This is a genomic window from Candidatus Lernaella stagnicola (assembly GCA_030765525.1).
Lineage (GTDB): Bacteria > Lernaellota > Lernaellaia > Lernaellales > Lernaellaceae > Lernaella > Lernaella stagnicola.
The window spans coordinates 58755-77433 of record JAVCCK010000010.1; the positions used below are offsets into that span (position 1 = coordinate 58755).

General features: G+C 60.8%; 14 protein-coding genes. 10 read left to right on the top strand and 4 right to left on the bottom strand.

The genetic code is table 11. The features are described from left to right. Nucleotides 1–9: 9 nt before the first annotated feature. Nucleotides 10–585: an electron transport complex subunit RsxA gene (gene rsxA, locus P9L99_04650; protein MDP8222627.1), complete on the bottom strand. Its 576-nt coding sequence runs from the start codon at nucleotides 583–585 to the stop codon at nucleotides 10–12. A 449-nt stretch (nucleotides 586–1034) separates the two neighbouring features. On the opposite strand from rsxA, the gene P9L99_04655 reads away from it, so the two are divergent. After that, entirely contained in the window at nucleotides 1035–2135 is a 1101-nt protein-coding gene (locus tag P9L99_04655; GenBank protein MDP8222628.1) for a BamA/TamA family outer membrane protein, read from the top strand. Here P9L99_04655 and P9L99_04660 read toward each other — a convergent pair. Both P9L99_04660 and P9L99_04665 read right to left on the bottom strand, forming a co-directional pair. Then, the gene (locus P9L99_04660) at nucleotides 2132–3553 is read right to left on the bottom strand and encodes a radical SAM protein (GenBank protein ID MDP8222629.1); all 1422 of its coding nucleotides are present in this window, start codon (nucleotides 3551–3553) and stop codon (nucleotides 2132–2134) included. The two genes, P9L99_04655 and P9L99_04660, sit on opposite strands and share 4 nt — an antisense overlap. After that, nucleotides 3550–4563: a BtrH N-terminal domain-containing protein gene (locus tag P9L99_04665; protein ID MDP8222630.1), complete on the bottom strand. Its 1014-nt coding sequence runs from the start codon at nucleotides 4561–4563 to the stop codon at nucleotides 3550–3552. Before P9L99_04665 ends, P9L99_04660 begins: the two co-directional genes overlap by 4 nt. Before the next feature lie 116 nt (nucleotides 4564–4679). On the opposite strand from P9L99_04665, the gene P9L99_04670 reads away from it, so the two are divergent. Together P9L99_04670 and P9L99_04675 are read left to right on the top strand one after the other, a co-directional pair. After that, the gene (locus tag P9L99_04670; protein MDP8222631.1) at nucleotides 4680–6134 is read left to right on the top strand and encodes a radical SAM protein; all 1455 of its coding nucleotides are present in this window, start codon (nucleotides 4680–4682) and stop codon (nucleotides 6132–6134) included. Nucleotides 6135–6536: 402 nt separating this feature from the next. Next, nucleotides 6537–7367, top strand: a complete 831-nt coding sequence (locus P9L99_04675; GenBank protein ID MDP8222632.1) for a DNA-processing protein DprA — start codon at nucleotides 6537–6539, stop codon at nucleotides 7365–7367. A 1-nt stretch (nucleotide 7368) separates the two neighbouring features. Here P9L99_04675 and P9L99_04680 read toward each other — a convergent pair whose 3' ends face one another. Then, nucleotides 7369–7581 carry a hypothetical protein gene (locus P9L99_04680; GenBank protein MDP8222633.1) on the bottom strand — a complete coding sequence of 71 codons (213 nt, stop codon included), beginning with the start codon at nucleotides 7579–7581 and terminating at the stop codon, nucleotides 7369–7371. Between the two features lie 203 nt (nucleotides 7582–7784). Between P9L99_04680 and P9L99_04685 the strand changes: the two genes are divergently transcribed. The 7 genes from P9L99_04685 to P9L99_04715 all read left to right on the top strand — a co-directional run bounded on the left by P9L99_04685 (nucleotide 7785) and on the right by P9L99_04715 (nucleotide 18609). Further along, a complete protein-coding gene (locus P9L99_04685) occupies nucleotides 7785–11216 on the top strand; it encodes a lamin tail domain-containing protein (GenBank protein ID MDP8222634.1) in 3432 nt (1143 codons plus the stop codon). Nucleotides 11217–11467: 251 nt separating this feature from the next. Further along, nucleotides 11468–12178: an HAD family hydrolase gene (locus tag P9L99_04690; GenBank protein MDP8222635.1), complete on the top strand. Its 711-nt coding sequence runs from the start codon at nucleotides 11468–11470 to the stop codon at nucleotides 12176–12178. 45 nt (nucleotides 12179–12223) lie between these two features. Then, on the top strand, nucleotides 12224–14044 hold the full coding sequence (locus P9L99_04695) for a 5'-nucleotidase C-terminal domain-containing protein (protein ID MDP8222636.1): 1821 nt from the start codon (nucleotides 12224–12226) through the stop codon (nucleotides 14042–14044). A 2-nt stretch (nucleotides 14045–14046) separates the two neighbouring features. Next, nucleotides 14047–15120, top strand: coding sequence for a hypothetical protein (locus tag P9L99_04700; protein ID MDP8222637.1), 1074 nt, complete (start codon nucleotides 14047–14049; stop codon nucleotides 15118–15120). Between the two features lie 11 nt (nucleotides 15121–15131). Further along, nucleotides 15132–16487, top strand: a complete 1356-nt coding sequence (locus P9L99_04705) for a hypothetical protein (GenBank protein MDP8222638.1) — start codon at nucleotides 15132–15134, stop codon at nucleotides 16485–16487. Between the two features lie 11 nt (nucleotides 16488–16498). Then, nucleotides 16499–17248 carry a hypothetical protein gene (locus tag P9L99_04710; protein MDP8222639.1) on the top strand — a complete coding sequence of 250 codons (750 nt, stop codon included), beginning with the start codon at nucleotides 16499–16501 and terminating at the stop codon, nucleotides 17246–17248. 11 nt (nucleotides 17249–17259) lie between these two features. Further along, nucleotides 17260–18609 (top strand): lamin tail domain-containing protein, encoded by a 1350-nt coding sequence (locus tag P9L99_04715; GenBank protein ID MDP8222640.1) that lies wholly within the window; start codon nucleotides 17260–17262, stop codon nucleotides 18607–18609. Nucleotides 18610–18679: the final 70 nt, after the last annotated feature.

The window sequence follows — 18679 nt, forward strand, 5'->3', positions numbered from 1 at the left end:
CAACTCTCCTTAACCCAGCCCGGCAAAACCCATGAAGGCCAAACTAAGCAAGCCGGCGGCGATCAGCACGATCGCCGTGCCGCGCATGGAATCGGGCACGTCGGCAAATTCCAACCGCTCGCGAATGCCCGCCAGCAGCACCAGCGCCAACGTGAAGCCCACGCCGGCCGCCACCGAAAACACAAGCATCTCGAGGAACGGAGTTTCTTTTTGCACGTTGAGCACTGCCAGGCCGAGAATCGCGCAGTTGGTGGTGATCAGCGGCAGGTAGATGCCCAGCGCCTGATACAACACCGGGCTGACTTTCTGCATCACCATCTCCACGAACTGCACCAGCGCGGCGATCACAAGAATGAATACGATGGTTTGCAGGTACTCAACCGAGAAAGGCTTAAGCACGAGACTATGCAGCGACCACGTGACAACGCCCGCCACCGTCATCACAAAAATCACCGCCATGCCCATGCCCAACGCTGTCTCGATGCGTTTGGATACGCCCAGAAACGGGCAGATGCCAAGGAATCTCGATAACACAAAGTTGTTGACCAACACGGCGGATACGGCGAGCAAAAGCAGGTTGATCATGTGGCGTCATCTCCCTCGGCGTAGCGCGGCCTGCGCAATCCCTGGCCGGGGTCGGCGGCCGCGAGAGGCACGCCGATTGTACACACGTATCGCAGCACGTCAACCGCCGTTTTGCCGCCGGCACAGCCTCGTACTGAACTCCGAACCCATTGGAAATGCTAAATAAATACGATCATCGCCGTACTGAATTATCCCACTTTCCCCGGTCACTGGCCAAACTGGGACTCTCCCGCTTTGGATTTTATCCGCCCGGCTCTTTTCGTGGCAGCCGTTGGCGCGACGCCCGCGCTCTTGACCGGTGACCGCGGCTCAATCTGCGCGGCCGGGAAATCGGCTTTCGCAGCCGGCGAGCCCCGTGACTCATGTCATCGCGGCTTGCCATCGCGTCGACAATCCCTATCCTTTCCGTCAACAAAGGGATCGAGAAGCTCGGTAAAGGAAACGATGTGATGTGGCGCAAAGTATTCATGTTCGCATTACTGATTCTCATCTCGGCGTCGCCCGTGCTTGCCCAAGATGTTCCCGAAACGACAGAGGACGACGACCCATCCAAGGTGACCTTCATCCCCATCCCAGTCGTGTTCTACACGCCCGAAACCAACTTCGGATTCGGCGCCAGCGGCGTGTTGCTCTATCGCCTGCCCGGCGAGCCGGCCGCGTCGCGTACGTCACAATTCAGCGGCGTCGCTTTCTACACGCTCAAGAAGCAGTACTCGGTGATCCTGTCGCCGAAGATGTACTTCGCCAACGAAGATTACTACCTCGACTTGGTCCTCGGGATGTCTCACTACCCCTCGCAGTTCTACGGCATGGGCAACAACACGCGCTTGGCGGACGAGGAAACCTTCACGGCCGATTCCTTCCGCGGCGATCTCGACTTCCTGCGGCGGGTGTACAAAGACTTCTACGCGGGCGTCGCCTATCGCTTCGAACATTTCGACATCACGGATGTAGAAGACGACGGCTTGATCGCCAATCAGGACCTAACCGGTGACGACGCCGGTACGGTTTCTCAACTCGGCGCGGTCCTGCTTTGGGATTCGCGTGACTCGGCGCTGTCCAGCCGCAGCGGATCGCTCTATCAACTCACGGCGCTGCTGGCCGACCCGGGCGTCGGCAGCGACTTCGTTTACAACGATTACCTAATCGAAATTCGCCACTTCATACCGCTGTTCGAGCGCCACGCTTTTGGCGTGCAGTTGTTGTCGCAAATCATGACCGGCGATCCGCCCTTCGACGAAATGGCTACGATCGGCGGCTCCGACCGCTTGCGTGGCGTTGAGCAGGGACGCTTTCGCGACAAGGCTGCGCTGGTGGCGCAAATGGAATACCGCTTTCCGATCTACTGGCGCTTTTCCGGCGCGGCCTTTCTCGGCGGCGGCGCGGTGGAAGAGCGTTTCAACTTTATCAATTTGAATGAAGCCCACGTTTCGGCGGGCGGCGGCTTGCGCTTTCGCTTGACGAAAGACGAGCCTCTTCATCTGCGGCTCGACCTCGGTTTCAGCGAAGACGATACCGGCGTGTATTTCGTATTCGGGGAAGCCTTCTAGCGGCCGAACAGCGCACTCCACAGGAAACCGAAGGCGGCCCGCAGCAGCACGCGGCGTCCGGAAGGTTCGCGCAGCCGTCGCAGGTATTGGCGGATCACGCCGGGGCGCAGATAGAACCGTCGGTACAAGCGGCGGCGAAATCGGCGCAGCGACTTGGCCGTCAGGCCGTTGGGTACGAACGTCACCCGGTGTTCGCTCATCTCCGCGAATGTGCCGATGATCTCGCCGCGCCAGTCGATACCCTTAAGCAGCTCGATGCCCGGGAAGGGCGTGAAAAAGCCGATCATCACATCGTCGATCGGCGCGCTGAGCACCAACTCGCGGGTTTCCTGCAGCGTCTCTTTCGTTTCGCCCGGACAACCCAGCATGATGAACGCCTTCGTGGCGATACCCGCCTCGCGCATAGTCGCCAGCGCCTCGTGGGCTCGGGCGACCGTCGTGCCTTTGCCCAGAATGCGCAGGATCTCATCGCTGCCCGACTCCAACCCGAACGACATCTGCCAGCAGCCTGCCTTGGCCAATTCCCGCAAGGCGAAAGACGACAGTTTCTGATCGACGCGCCCCTGTCCCGAAAACGAGATCGGTAGGCCGCTGCGTTGAATGTAGCGGCACAATTCCACCAGCCGCCCTTCGTGAATCAACAGGCTCTCATCGTGGAAGGCGAAATCAATGATGCCGTAATGGCGATACAGGTGCTCCATCATCTCCCACACGCGCTTGGCGCTGTGCAGGCGCAGCGAGCGACCGAACACGCTGCGATCGCAGAAAGTGCATCCGTAAGGGCAGCCGCGCGCGGTGAACAAAATGGTCGAGGGCAGGCGGTAAATCGACTGCGGGCTCGGCGCATAGGTCGCGGCCAGATCCGGCAGCAAATCCCATGCGGGCAGCGGCAGTTCATCCAGGTCGTCGATGAGATCCCGCGGCCCCGTGCGGCGAATCAAGCCGTCTTCGCGATACACGACGCCTGCGATGGACGCCGCCGACCCACCGCCGGTGATGGCGTCGAACAAGTCCACCGCCGTCAACTCGGCCTCGCCCATCACGCCGAAATCGAAGCCCGGATACTCGGCCAGCGTTTGCTCCGGCCGGCTGGTGACGTGAGCGCCGCCGACGATCATGGCGCAGGCGGGCAGGCGCTCCTTGACCGCCGCCGCGATTTGACCCGCCACGTCCACGGCCAGCGTGGAAGCCGTGACGCCGCACACGCGCGGCGCCAATTCCTGCACGGCCGCCGCGGTCTGGTCGACCGAGTAGTTCATCGCCGCCGCGTCCACGATCGCCGTTTCGATACCCTGGTCGCGCAAAAACGCCGCCAGGTACGCGAGCCCCAGGTTGGGCAGGCGATTGCCCACCGAAGCCAGTGAGCCGTAACGGGCCCGGGCCGACAGCGGCGGATTCACGAGAACGAAATCGCTCATGTCGCTCCCATCGGCGGACTGCACGCGCAAGCGCCGGCCGACAGATAAAATTCTCGTTCCAGTTCGCACAAGCGGCGAAGCTGCTCGCCTGCTTCGTCGAAACCGCCGGGCGTTTCCCGCTCGGAGATTTCACGCAGATCATAAGCGAGTTTTGTCCAGGCCGCGGCGATGTTTTTCATTCGGTCGGCCAGTTCAAGGCGCTCGACATCCCCGCAATACGCCGCCGCCTCACGCAAAAACGCGGCGTAGAGATTCCGAAAATTGCCGCCGCCGGTGCCGCGCTTTTCCAGCACCTGGTAACCGAATCGCGCACACCAGCGCCAATCTTCCGCCGCGCCCCACCCCGGCAACTCCGCCGCCGCCTTCGCCATGCCCGCCATGCCGAAATGCTCCCCGCGATCGCCTTGCATGCGCTCGGCCAGTGCCGCAATCGCTTCGGGGACGATTTCCTCCAGCGGCCGCAGTTGCGAGGGCACTTCGAGTTCGAACCAGTCGTTTTCCAGCATCCACGGCGGCGCCGAGCACGCCCGCGCCTTCGCCAGACCCGCCAGCGGGATTTCCTGCACGTCGGCGAATTCGCTGTCGCTGATCCGCGCCGTTTGCCGCTCGTCGTCATAGCCGACCACGACGATCTTATGCCCGCCGAAATGGGTCTTGGTGTTGTAGTAGTCGAGCCAACGGATATCCACCTGCACCATGGCCGGGCGTCCGGCGTCCAACTCATCCTTGACCCACCGCCACGCCTCGGCTTCGTCCTGGGTTTGCCGCACGCGCACCGTCGCGCCCAGCCGCGTGAAGCCGTCGTACTCCAACAGCGGTTGGCGGCCGCCCCAGAAATGCGACGGGCTCATGTTCGGTGAACTCATGTAGAAAAAGTCGAGACCCGCGGCCAGGCCGATGCACATCGCTTCGGAAAACTCGTGTCCGTAAAAACGAAGCATGCCGCTGACGGAAGTCGTCCCGCAGTGCTTACCCGTCGTGTGCCGGTATCCCTCGATGACCCTGCGCATGCGTCCTCCGCCCGTGTCACGTGTTGCCGCATCGTAGGACGCGGGCGCGCCCCCGGTCAAGGAAAGCGCGTTGCCGCCGCGGCTCGAGGGCGTTATCTTGGGCGGCAGGAGGAAGCATGCGCGTTTTTCTGGGCAACGGACCCTGGAGCAAAACCGGATACTACGGCGTGCGGGCCGGCAGCCGCTGGCCGCATTTCGAGGACCAGAACCTCGAATACATGCCCTTCCCGTTTTTTCTGGCTTACGCCGCCGCGTTGCTCGAGCGCGAGGAGGTGCCGGTCCTGCTCGTCGACGCGCTGGCCGAGAAGATCGACCGACCCGCCTTCTTGGAACGGATCGACGCCTTCACGCCGGATGTGATCGTTCTGGAGGTGAGCACCATCTCCATCGAAACCGACCTGGCCACGGCCCGCGAAATCAAGGAACGCTTTCCCGATGCAAAGCTTGTCTTCGCCGGGCTGCACGCCTACATGTATGAGCCGGGTTGGCTGGACGAACACGCCGACATCGATTTCGTGCTCGTCGGCGAGTACGAAGACACGCTGCTCGAATTGATCAAACGCCTGGACGAGGGCGTTTCACCCGCCGGCTGCCAAGGCCTGTTGTGGCGCGCGGCGGACGGCGTGCACGACGAAGGACGACGGCCGCTGCGCGAAGACCTCGACAGCCTGCCGTGGCCCGCGCGTCATTTTCTGCCGCTGCACGAATACCACGACGAGCCCGGTTCGATTCCGCGCCCCTCGGTGCAAATGTGGGCCAGCCGCGGCTGCCCCTTCGGTTGCGTGTTCTGCGCGTGGCCGCAGATCATGTACAATTCCTCAAAGTACCGCGTGCGTGGCGTGCGCGACACCGTCGACGAAATGGAATGGCTGGTGGGCGAATACGGCTTTCGCTCGGTCTATTTCGACGACGACACTTTCAATGTGAAAAAAGACCGCACTCTTGCCTTGGCCCGCGAGATCAAGGCCCGCAACCTCGGCGTGCCCTGGGCGATCATGGCCCGCGCCGATCTGATGGACCGCGAAACCCTCGAGGAACTCCAGGACGCGGGTTTGTACGCGCTCAAGTACGGGGTGGAGTCGTCCGACGCCGAGCTGCTGGAGCAAATGAACAAGTCGCTGGATATCGACAAAGTGCGCAAGATCATCGCCATCACGCGCGAGCTCGGCATCAAGATGCACCTCACGTTCCTGTTCGGCATGCCCGGCGAAACCCGCGAAACCGCGAGTGCGACGATCGAGATGGCGCTGGCGTCCGGCGCCGAATCGGTACAGTTCACCATCGCCACGCCCTTCCCCGGTAGCCGCTACTACTATGACTTAAGCAAGAAGGGACGCATCATCACCGACGATTTCGAGCGCTACGACGGTTTCCGCAGCGCGGTGATCAAAACCGATCACCTCGAACCCCATGAGTTGGAGGAAATCGTCGCCGAGGCCAACCGCCGTTGGCAGGAACACCGCTGGGGCACGCTGAATCCCGATACGCGCACGGTCGCCAAGAAGGCCGTCGACCTAGCCCGCGATCCCCGCCGCATCCCCGATAGTCTGCGCCGCCTTTTGCGACGCTGAGCCACACCGGCCCGATCGCCTTGCCTTTCGATACCTCAGTTTTTTGATAACGTTCGCGTACTTACGCCGGTTTTTTGAGGCTTGATTCACCGCCGCGAACGTCGCCTGCTTTGCCGCGTGAGGCTGAGACCCTGTCGTTATTGGCTTTGAAGAAGGTTATCGATTGGCGGCCCGATTTGGCACTGCCTTTGCAGAGTTAAGCGAGCAGTTCACGGGATTGTTTAGTTTATCATGGAATGAATAACCTTGCCGAAGACCAGAGGATCTGCCCCTCCTCTGGTCTCCCCTTTTAAGGGCCAATATTCGAGTTTCGCCGACGCTTGTGATATACTTACTGGGCATTTCTTACCTCTGGACAAACGTGTGACGGATACAACATTCGAAACATTTCGGCGGGAGTTCATGGCCGCGATTCGACTCTCGCGTCTGCCGGGTGTCGGGGCGAAACGCTATCGCGAACTGCTCGACCAATGCGGCACACCGGAAAGGGCCTTGGCGCTCATGGGCGGCGACGACCAAGACGTCGCCGACGGGAAAGCCCGCCTGGACCATGCCGTGGCGCGCGTCGTCGCCTATTGTGATCGCGGCGGCCGCGGTACGTACTACGGCGCGAGCGATTATCCGGCACCGCTGCACGAGTTGACCGAACCCCCGCCGTACCTGTTTCGCAGCGGTCCGTTGTGGCCGCTCGACAAGCGTTCCATCGCCATTGTCGGAGCACGCGACCCGAGTCCGGAAGGGCGGCGTTTTGCCTTTGAGTTGGCCGGGGCGATGGCAGCGCGCGGCTACACCATCATCAGCGGCGGGGCACGCGGCGTCGACGCCGCCGCCCACGAAGGCGCTTTGGCCGCGGGCGGTCGCACGGTGTTGGTAACCGCCACGGGTATCGACCGTCACTATCCGCCCGAAAACACGTACTTGTTCGGAAAGATGCGGGAGCGTGGATTGATCTTGACCGAGCTGCTGCCCGGTACGCCGCCGCGGCGTGATTTTTTCCCGACGCGCAACCGCATCATCACCGGTTTGTCCCAGGCATTGCTGGTGGTCTGCGGTCGTCGACGCAGCGGCACGTATTCTTCGTATCGTCACATGTGCAAATTGGCGCGGCCTATTGTGGTGTGGTCGGGCGCGCGGGGTGAAAACGCGGAGATCGTCAGTATGGCCAAGCAAGAAGGTGTTCCGGACCTGGCCGACCCCGACCCAGACGCATTAGAGAAAATGTTGACCGGGTAACTTACGCTCGGTCCATGTCCCGCGACAACGGTTCGTGGGCTTTGCGACCGTAAACCTTCGCGTAGGCCTTGCAGTTGGGGCAGAGCCCGCCCTCGATTGTTTTTACGAACCAAAACGCGAGACCTCGCTGCTTGTCCCGGGCGCGTTGGCACACCGGGCACGCCATACAACGCTTTGCCAATTCGCGGTCTTTGTCGGTGACAACCTCGGCCATTCCCGCCTCCTTTTTCATTGCGCATAAAGTTACCTGAAAACGCTTACGTTTGCACGTGTCGACGAGATCTTCTCAGCCCACACCGGCACGTTCAGACTTGACCTCGCGGCCGAAAAGCGGGCAATATCTCAGTGTTTGAATACTCCCGAAGGGGATATGTATTTGGGTTCCCCCCCACGATCGTGGCGGGTTTGGAGGCGACCATGAAAAAATATTGGCTAATCGTATTCGCCCTCGTTGTGTTTCTGGCTTTGTTCGTCGCGTGCAGTTCCGGCGGCGATGAAGACCAGGGACGCCTTGGAACGGGGGGCGACGATGACTCGGCTATCGCCGACGACGACGCGACCGACGACGACGCGACCGACGACGATCTCGTCGACGACGACGATGACGACTCCGCGGTAGATGACGACTCGTCCGTAGATGACGACTCGTCGGTGGATGACGACTCGTCGGTGGACGACGACTCCTCTGTCGACGATGACGACAACGACGATGACGACGATACCGTCCAGCCCGGCGAAGTCTCCGGCGTTCTCCGCGACGGCCAGAGCAGCAATCCGATCGCTAACGCCACCGTCGAATTGATCGATAACAACTCCGGCACGCCCTTCACGCCGCCGGTGACGACACTGACCAATGTTGACGGCGTGTTCACGATTCCCGTGCCCAATGTGCCGGATAAAGGTGTGCCCGACGAAGTCGGCTTGATATTCAGCAAAACCGATTACGTCGACACCTATTGGTACTACGTGCCCACCGGCGCAACCGGTGTCGAGTTCTACTCGGTTACCGCGGCGATACTGGAAACTTTCGCCGACGACGTGGGCGTAACGCTCGACCCCGGCAAAGCGACGATCACCGGCAACGCGATGTGGGAAGGCAGCACGACCTTCGAGTCGGTCGGCTGCGCCGACGTGTTTGTCTCGCCACCGCCGAGCAGCACGTTCTATTTCGACGACAGCTACAACATCACGACCCAACGCGACACAACCAATCCGAACAACGGCGTGTACCTGCTTTTCAATACTGACCCCGGGCTGCAGATCCTCAACGGCGTCGTGGACGAAACCAAAGACGCTTCCGTGCAATTGACCATTCCCGATCTGCCTGCCGGTGCGTTGGCCTTCGCCAACTTGTTATATCCGTTCAGCCAATTCCCGGCGAATCCCACGCCCGGCGATTGCACCGGTACTCCGGGCGATGACGACGACGACGATGACGACGACGATGACGACGACGATGATGACGACGACGACGATGACGACGACGATGATGACGACGACGACGATGATGACGACGACGATGATGACGATGACGATGATGACGATGATGATGACGACGACGATGACGATGACGACGATGATGATGACGACGACGACGATGACGACGATGACGATGATGACGACGACGACGATGACGATGACGACGACGACGACGATGACGATACCGCGCCAGGCCTGGAGCAAGGCGACTTGCTGATCACCGAAATCATGAAGAACCCCCTTGCCGTCGACGACGCCCTCGGCGAGTGGATTGAAATCTATAACACGACCGCAGCGCCGATCGACTTGCAGGGCTTCGTGCTGAGCGACGCGGGCATTGACTCACACACCATCTCTTTGTCGGTCGTCGTGCCGCCCTCCGATTTTGTTGTGCTGGCCCGTAACACCGCCGCAACCGCCGGTGCGGATTACATTTACGCCGGCTTTATCCTTGCCAACGGCGACGACGAAGTCATTCTCACCGAACCCGTCACCGGCGACGCGGCCGGCAAGGTCATCGCGCAGGTTTACTACAACGACACAGCGTTCCCGGATACCGAGGGCGCATCGTTGAATCTGGCCCCTGACTCTTTCACGTATGAACTCGCCCTAAACGGCGCTAACTGGTGTGACGCGTCGGTCGTTTTCGATACGGGCGACTTGGGTACGCCGGGCGCGGGCAATTCCATTTGCGTCGGCGGCGACGATGATGATGACGACGACGACGATGATGACGACGACGATGATGACGATGATGACGACGACGACGATGACGACGATGATGACGACGACGACGATGATGATGATGACGACGATGATGACGACGACGACGACGATGACGACGATGACGATGACGACGACGACGACGATGACGACGATGATGACGACACCACCGGCGGCGATGTCATCCTGGAAGAAGACTGGTCAACTCACACGCCGGGTTCGGCCCCGAACCCGCCCTGGGAAACCCTTACCTCGGCCAACGCCGGTGTGGAGATCACCACGGTCAAAGGTGGCGCGAGCGGCAACGTCGTTCGCCTTTATGCCGACGATCCGGGCTATGCGTACCTGAGTTGGGATTACGGCTCGGATTTCGCCACGAGCGGCTCGGCGCTTGCGGAATGGGAAGTCATCGTGGACAGCGGCACGTCGTTCCATACCGAAATGGTGGACGATCAAAATAACGTGCAATTCGTCGTTCAGTTCCTGGAAGGCGCTGTGAAACTCGTGCATCAAGGCGGCTCCAGCACCTGCAACATATACACGAACGGCGAGTGGTACCCCATCAATGTCGAGGCCGACCTCGGCGCCGAAACCGTGACAGTGGAAGTCGGCGGCCAAACCGGTGATTGCGTCGACCAGCCTTGGATTCTGCAAGGATCGGGCACCGGCGGCTTGCGCCGTTTCCGCAGCTACGTTGGTATCGGGTTCGTCGCCGACGCCCGCATGGACAACCTCTTGATTGAAGTAATCGGCGGTTCCGGCGACGACGATGATGATGACGACGATAACGATAACGATGACGATAACGATGATGACGATAATGACGATGATACCGCTGGGATCAACGACATCGACTGGTGCGGCATCCACTTCCCCGACGGCCTGACCGCTCCGCTCAGCACCGCCAGCGATCCGATTTATGCGCAGGTCTACATCGAGGGGGAAACAGGGACGGGCGGTGAATTGCTCTACCTCGACGTCGAACTCGGCACCGGCTCGCCCTTGGATGATCCAAGCGGGAATCCCGATCTCTTCACCTGGCAAACGATGGACTTCAACGCCGGGCACACCGGCGACGACAACGACGAGTATTGGAAGACGGTAACTCTGGACATCGCCTTCACCTACGCCTACGCCGCCCGAGTCCGCACCGAAGGCGGCGACTGGGTCTACTGTGACACCGGCGTGGGCTCCACGAACGGCTTCCAGACCGCCGAGATGGGCCGTCTCTATGTCTACAACGACCACATCGATTGGTGCAGTCTCCAGTACCCGGAGACGACTACCTCCGCGGCGGGAGCCGACACCGAACTGATCTATGGCCAGGTCTACATTAACGGCGTTACCGGCACCGGAACCCCGGCCCCCACGTTGGTAGCCACCGTCGGCTTCGGGCCGGTCGGCGTCGATCCGCGGCTTTATCCGGATCAATACATCTGGCTCGGCGCTGATTTCAACGAGCTTCATACCGGCGACCCCAACGACGAGTTCCAACGCGTGATGAGTTCGCCGACCGAGGCCACGTACTCCTACGCGTACCGCTTCTCGTACGACAGCGGTTTCTCGTGGACCTATTGCGATTTCGACCCCGGCCTCTCCGACGGCTTCTCGGTCGACGACCTGGGAACCTGGACCGTGACGCCATAACGCGAAACTGTCGCAACAAAAGCCCGCTACATCCGTGTGGCGGGCTTTTTTTGCGCGTTTTTCGCTTCGCGCCCGCTCGACAGCCCCAACCGCCCTTGTTAGAATTTGCGCCGCAATACAACAGGGGTTTCAGCAGTCGGATTCGCCCCTTCCATCGCGCTCTCCATCCGCGGCCGATCGGTGGCGCGTATCGTATCCGGCGCTGTGCAAAGCGAGACTTCCTTCCCCTGCGGGCCGATGATGTTTGGTGAATGATGGGCGGCAATATTCTGCTTTCGGTTCTCGAACATGTGCGCCGGCGCACCGCCGAGCGGCCCCTCGTGATTTTCGACCTCGACAGCACGTTGTTCAGCACCCGCCATCGCAGCTATCAAATACTTCTCGAGGCCGGGAGATTGCATCCCGCGCTAGCCGAAGCCGTGGCCAAGCTGAGGCCGGACGAGCTGGGCTGGTGGTTTCACGAAGATGTACGGGAAGCCGGCGTCGCCGACGAAAACCTGCTGGACCAATTGCTCGCGTTTTGGCAGGAGCGTTTCTTCACCAACGAATACTTGGCCTACGACCAGCCGATGCCCGGCGCCGTGGACTATGTGCGGCGCGTGTTCGACGCCGGCGCCACGATCTGCTACCTGACCGGCCGCGACTACCCGAACATGAAAGAGGGGACCGTCGCCGGTCTCCTGCGCCATCAGTTCCCCTATGAGGACACCCGTGTCGCGCTGATCATGAAAGAGAAATTCGAAACGCCCGACGAAGAACACAAGCGAAACGCCGTGGAATGCATTCGCGGCCTCGGCGAAGTGGTGGCCGCCTTCGACAACGAACCCGAACTAGTCAACTTAATGGCCGATAGTTTTCCTGAGGCGGTGATCGTGTGGTTCCATTCGATCCACAGCCCCACGGACATCGTTCCCTACCCGTCGGTAAAGCGTATTGCCTCGTTCGAAATGGACGGCACATGATTAACACGCCAAACCGGGGCGTTTTTTCCGCGCCGGTGGATTGCATTGAGGTTCTGGGAAGATGACACTGTATGCATCGAGGACGCGGCCGATGGCGGCACCGACCGCAAAGGATTCGATCTTCCACATACCACGAGAGAAAACGTCATGACGAGTAATCGGCGGAAGTTCACCGGCTTACTGGCGGCGGGGCTGCTGGTAATTGTCGCCTTTATGGCGACTTGCGCGTACATCGGACCCGACGTCGACATCTCCGGCCAAGACGTCCGCCTTACGCTCCTGCACACGTCTGATATCCACAGTCGCATCTTCCCCTACGACTACAAACCCTTGTACACGGAGCGCATGCTCGGCATGTCCGAAGACCGCGCGCCCTTCGGCGGCATCGCCCAAATCGCGACGGTCATCAAACGCGAGCGTCATAAGGCGCAACGCAGCCTGTGGCTCGATTCCGGCGACATTTTCCAGGGAGCGCCCGTGTTCAATTTGTTCAACGGTGAGCCGGAGATCCGCGCGATGTCGGCAGCCGGCGTGGACGCGCAGGCGCTGGGCAACCACGAATTCGACAAGGGTCCGCTCAACGCCGCCCAACAGCTTTCCAACTGGGCGAACTACCCCGTGCTCGCGGCCAACTACCGTTGGGAGATTCCCAAACCGCACACCGAAATGATGAAGAGGACGCTGCAGCCCTTCGTCGTTCGCAATCTCGACGGCCTGCGCGTGGGCATTATCGGCATGGCCAACACCTCCTCGATGTATTCGCTGGGCGAGGCCGACAACTCCCTGGGCGTACAGCCCATCGACCACCTCCAAGTTTCTCAGGAACTGGTCGATACACTGCGCGGCGACGTCGATGTCGTCATTCTGCTGAGCCATTTGGGTTTGACCGACGATTTCGAAGTCGCCCGCAACGTCTGCGGCATCGACGTGATTATGGGCGGCCACCACCATGTGGCGCTCGACCCGCCCTCGGTCGTCCCCTACGACCCGGTGCCCGAAGAGGTCGCGCATCTGGATGGTTTCCGCTACCGCTCCGAATGCAAAAATCACGACACGATCGTCGCCCACCCCCACGCCTTCGCCAAGTTTGTCGGTCGCCTGGACCTCTTGGTGCGCGACGGCAAGGTCAAATCCCACGACTTCGAACTCATTCCAGTCGACTCCACCGTCGCGCCGGACGCCGATGTGTGGGAAGTGCTGGAGCCGTATTACATCGAGCTCAACCGCACGTTGGATCTCGACCGCGTCCTCGGCCGCGCGCTGATCGACCTCAAGCGCTTCGGCACCAGCGGCGGCGATTCCATGCTCGGCAATTTCGTCGCCGAAGCCATGCAGTTTCGGCCGGGCGTCGAAACCGATTTCTGCGTGACCAACTCGCTGGGCATCCGCACCGACATTCAGGAAGGCGACATCCTGCTGGAGCACCTGTTCAACGTCCTGCCCTTCGAAAACACGATCACCACCATGTTCCTCTCCGGGCGTGAGGTGCAGGAAGTGCTCGACTACTCCACGCACCGCAGCGCCGGCCGCGGCTGCTCCACGCAAATCCAGGTGTCGGGCATCACCTTCACGATGAACTGCCGCACGGGCCGCGCCGAGGACATTCTCATCAACGGCTCGCCGCTCAACCCCGGCGGCGTGTACGAAATGGCGACCAACAACTACATGGCCGGCGGCGGCTCCGGCTTTGAAATGCTGGCCCGCAACACGACCCAAACCGACACCGGCATCAGCATGCGCGCCGCGGTGATCGACTACCTGGCCGACCATCCGGAACTGCCCGCGTGTGACAATTCCACCGAAGACCTCGAAAATTGCACGAGCGGTATCGCCATCGCCGATGGCCGCATCAACACGGTGTTTTAGTCATGAGAAAATACGCCCTCACCGCCGGCTTGATCCTGACCCTCGCCCTGGCCGCCTGCGTTACCGAATTCGACAGCGACGGCGGCCTCAGCAGCTTCGCCATTCGCATCGCGGACGGTGAAATCGGCTCACCGGGCAGCCCGCAAGCTTTTCCCGACGAGCCCCTGCGCTACGTCCTGCAAATCCGCGCCTTGGATGAAAACGGCGACTTCCTGTCCACCTACGCCGGTAAGCTCGCCTTCCGCGTCGAACCGGTCGGGCACTTCGCCGCAGGCCAGCAAAGCCGCGTGGAAATCGAAAACGGCACGGCCGACGCTGTGGAACTGTACGTCGAAGCCTGCCACGGCGACGTGACCATTTGGGTCGAAGACGCCGGCGGCCTCGACCAAAGCGGCACCTACGCCGCGGGCGCCACGCCGATGCTTTACTTCGAAGACCCGACGCTCACCCAAGTGCAGCGCACCGACAACTTCGAAAGCTCCGGCCTCTTCGGCGACTTCGTCGAAGTGCGCGTCGCCGACCGCAACGTCGTGGTGACCAACGTGCGACGCGACGGCTTCTATTGCCAAGACCTCGACGAACCCGGCGGCTCCTGGGCCGGCATGTTCGTCTACACCCACAACCGCCCCGAGGTGGAAACCGGCATGCGGCTGACCGCCCTGCGCGGCCAGGTCGACGAGTACTTCGGCTTCACGGAACTGGGTTTCCCCGATTACCTTGCCGAACCTACCGACGAAACGGTTGACCCCTTCACGATCACGCCGTCGCTGATGGCCAACGACATCGCCATGGAAGAGCTGGAGTCCAGCCTCGTGCAAGTCGAGGACATCACCGTCTGCCCCGTCGATGAAACATTCTACGCGTACGACCAGTGGCGGGTCAGCTTCAGCGGCCTGAGCGGCTGCGGCGAGGAAAGCAACACGATTCTCGTGGCCGAAACGGCCGTATTCGACGAAATCGACCCGCCTTCCATGGAAGGCAAAACCTTCGTGCGCGTTACCGGAAACCTTCGCTACCATTACCTGGCAAACCCGGGCTGGATGGTCATCCCCCGGCGAGCCGGCGATTTCGAATGAGGTCCGCATCGATGAAACGAAGCGCCATCTATCTGTTCCTGTTGATTCTTATCGCGGCCCTGGCCTGTCTGCTCGCCTGCGCCACGACCAACAACGCCGACGACGATGACGACGACGACACGACCGGCGATGACGACAACGTCGCGATCGACACCACGATCTACGAAGTCCAACAAGGCGACTTCGATGAAGGCACGCGCGTCCAACTCAGCCACGTCATCGTCACCAGCCAAAAGACGGCCGACGGCGAGGGCTTCTTCGTGCAAGAGCCCGAAGGCGGCCCCTTTAGCGGCGTGTACATCTACATTAACAAGGGCATCGTGGACGAGATCAGCGTCACGATCGGCGACGTCCTCAACCTGGCCGGCGAGTACACCGAGTACTACGACTTCACCGAAATCACGATCGCCAACACGAGCGATCTCGAGATCGTCGATTCCGTCGACCCGCTCGACCCGGAAGTCGTGGACACGGCGGATATCGAGCCGACCAACGAAGACGCCGAACAGTGGGAAGGCGTGCTCGTGGCCATCGAAGACGTCACCGTCGAGGAGGCCATCAACAACTACGGCGAGTTCATCGCCGACGGCGTCAAGGTCGACGATCTTTTCTACGGCTCCGCGCCCAACCCGCCCGCCGACACGGCGTTTAACGTCATCGCCGGCCTGATCAGCTTCAACTTTGACGAATACAAACTCTGCCCGCGCCAAGCCGCCGACTACGACAGCGACGAGTGGGACGCGCTGGATCCCGACACCGGCGGTGGTGGTGGCGAAGACGCTACGATTTACGAAGTGCGGGAGGGCGATTACGGCCCGGGTGACGTTGTTACCGTCACCGGCGTGGTTACTTCACCGCTGGACTTCATCGGCGAAACCTTCTTCCTGCAGGACGCCGACGGCGGCCAGTACAGCGGCGTCGCGGTGTACATGTACAGCGAAGTCGTCGAGGCGTACGCCGCCGATTTGGAGATGGGCTTGGAGTTGCGCGTAACCGCCGAAGTCCAGGATTACTGGGATCTGACCGAGTTGGTCGTCAAAGATCCGGCGGACCTGGAGATCCTCGGCACGACCGACATTCCCGACGCCGAAGTGATCGACGCCGGTGATTTAGGCGAACCGTGGGAAAGCGTTCTCGTGCAAATCGACGACGTCACGGTTTCCGGCGAACTCAACAACCACGGTGAATTTACCGCCGACAGCGGCGGCGACAGTTTTATCGTCGACGATCTCTTTTTCGAGCAGAACCATTTCGAGGGTTTGGGCATCGGTGACGGCGACGAATTCGCATTCATTCGCGGCATCGTGTATTTCGGCTTCGGCGAATTCAAACTCGAGCCGCGTACCGACAACGATTTGAACGATTGAGGGAGAAATCCATGTTGCGCAATCGGCTATTTCTGGCGGCGATGTTTTTGCTTCTTATTGCTTTCATACTAACTGCTGCGTGCGCGACTGGCGGCGGCGATGATGACGACGACGATGACGGCGGCGTCTGGGATGACGATGACGACGCCGGCGATGATGACGACGACGATGACGCGATGAGCGTCGCCGACGCGCGTGATGAATCCGAAGGATCCGTCGTCACCGTCGAAGGCGTGGTGATTTCTCCGCTGAATTGGAGCGGTGATTTGTTCTTCATTCAGGATGAAGACAGCAAAGACGACAGCAGCGGCATCGCCGTGTACATGTGGGACCAGATCGCCGACGGTTACGATGGTGAGATCGGTGATGTCGTCCGCGTCACGGGCCAAATCGCCGTGTTTTACGACCTCATGGAAATCGTCTGCGAAAACGAAGGCGGCAGCGTGGAAGTCGTCGGCAGCGGCGCCGAACCCGACCCCACCACGATCGACATCGACGAGGTTGGCGATGACTACGAGGGCATGCTCGTGGAAATCACCGACGTGGACGTCATCGCTGATCCGGATGAATACGGCGAGTTCACCGTGGAAGATGGCAACAGCGACCAGTTGAACGTTGACGACCTTTTCTTCGAAAAAGACCACTGGGCCGACGAAGGCATCGGCAGCGGCGATTCCTACAGCTCGATCGTCGGCGTCCTGAATTACGACTACGGCGCGTGGAAAATTGAACCGCGCTCGAATTCCGACTTGACCGAATAGGGGGAAGGGATATGAACGCCAAACGCTACTTCTGGCTGATCGGGATACTCCTGATCGCCCTCGCGTTTTTCGTCGCTTGCGCCACGACCAGCGGCGACGATGACGACGACGACGACGATACCGTGCCCTTCGACGATGATGACGACGACGCCACCGACGATGACGATGATGACGATAACAATGACGACGACGATAACGATACCACCGACGACGCTACCACCGGCGACAACACCACAGACGGCGATACCACCGGCGACGACGACACCACCGTCCCCGACGTCAACCAAGGCGATTTGTTGATCACCGAAATCATGATCAACCCCGCCGCGCTGGATGATACGGCCGGCGAATGGGTAGAAATCTACAACACCACCGGCGCTGACATCGATATCCAAGGCCTCGTGTTGAAAGACGCCGCGAAGGAAAGCCACACCATCGAAAGCAGTGTGGTCGTGACCGCCGGCGGTTATGCCGTGCTGGCCCGCTCCGAAACGGCGGTGGGCGCGGGCGTCGACTATGTCTACGCCTCCTTCCAGTTGAGTAACACCGAAGACGAAGTGATCCTCGCCACGCCCGCTGACGACGTCATCGCGCAGGTGGTTTACAACGAAACCGATTTCCCGATCCTGCCCGGTGCGTCGATGAATCTGGACCCCGACGCCTTCGACTTCACCGACGCGCAGAATGCCGCCAACTGGTGCGCCGCCACGATCGCCTACGACACCGGCGACCTGGGCTCGCCCGGCGCGGCCAACGAAGATTGCGCCGGCGGCGACGATGATGACGACGATGATGACAATGACAATGACAATGACGATGATGACAATGACGATGACGATTCCACCCCGAGCGGCGAGATCTACTTCAGCGAATACATCGAGGGCAGCTCGGAAAATAAAGCCATCGAGATCTACAACGACGATACCGGCACCGCGACCCTGACCGGTTGCGCCGTCGTCTTGTATCGCAACGGCAGCGCCACCCCCAGCGCCACGACCGATATCTCCGCAGAGACGATCGCCGCCGGTGACGTGCTGGTCGTTTGCGACCCGGATTCCGACCCCGCGATCCTCGCCGAGTGCGACGTCACCACGAACAACGCCAACTGGAACGGCAACGATGCCATCGAACTTGCGTGCAGTGCCGTGACGCTCGACGTGTTCGGCAAAATCGGCGAAGAACCCGCCGCGGGTTTCTGGGGCACCGGCGATAACATCACCGAAAACCGAACCCTAGTGCGCGACCCGACGATTCGCGCGGGAGACCCGAACGGCGGCGACGCCTTCGATCCCGCTGACGAATGGGACTGGCACGCCCAGGACACGTTCACGTTCCTCGGCGCTCACACGGTTTCCGACTAAGCGAATAAGCCTGGACGGTGCGGCGGTTGCGCCAAGGATCGCCGCACCCTGATAAAATTCGGAGGTTCCA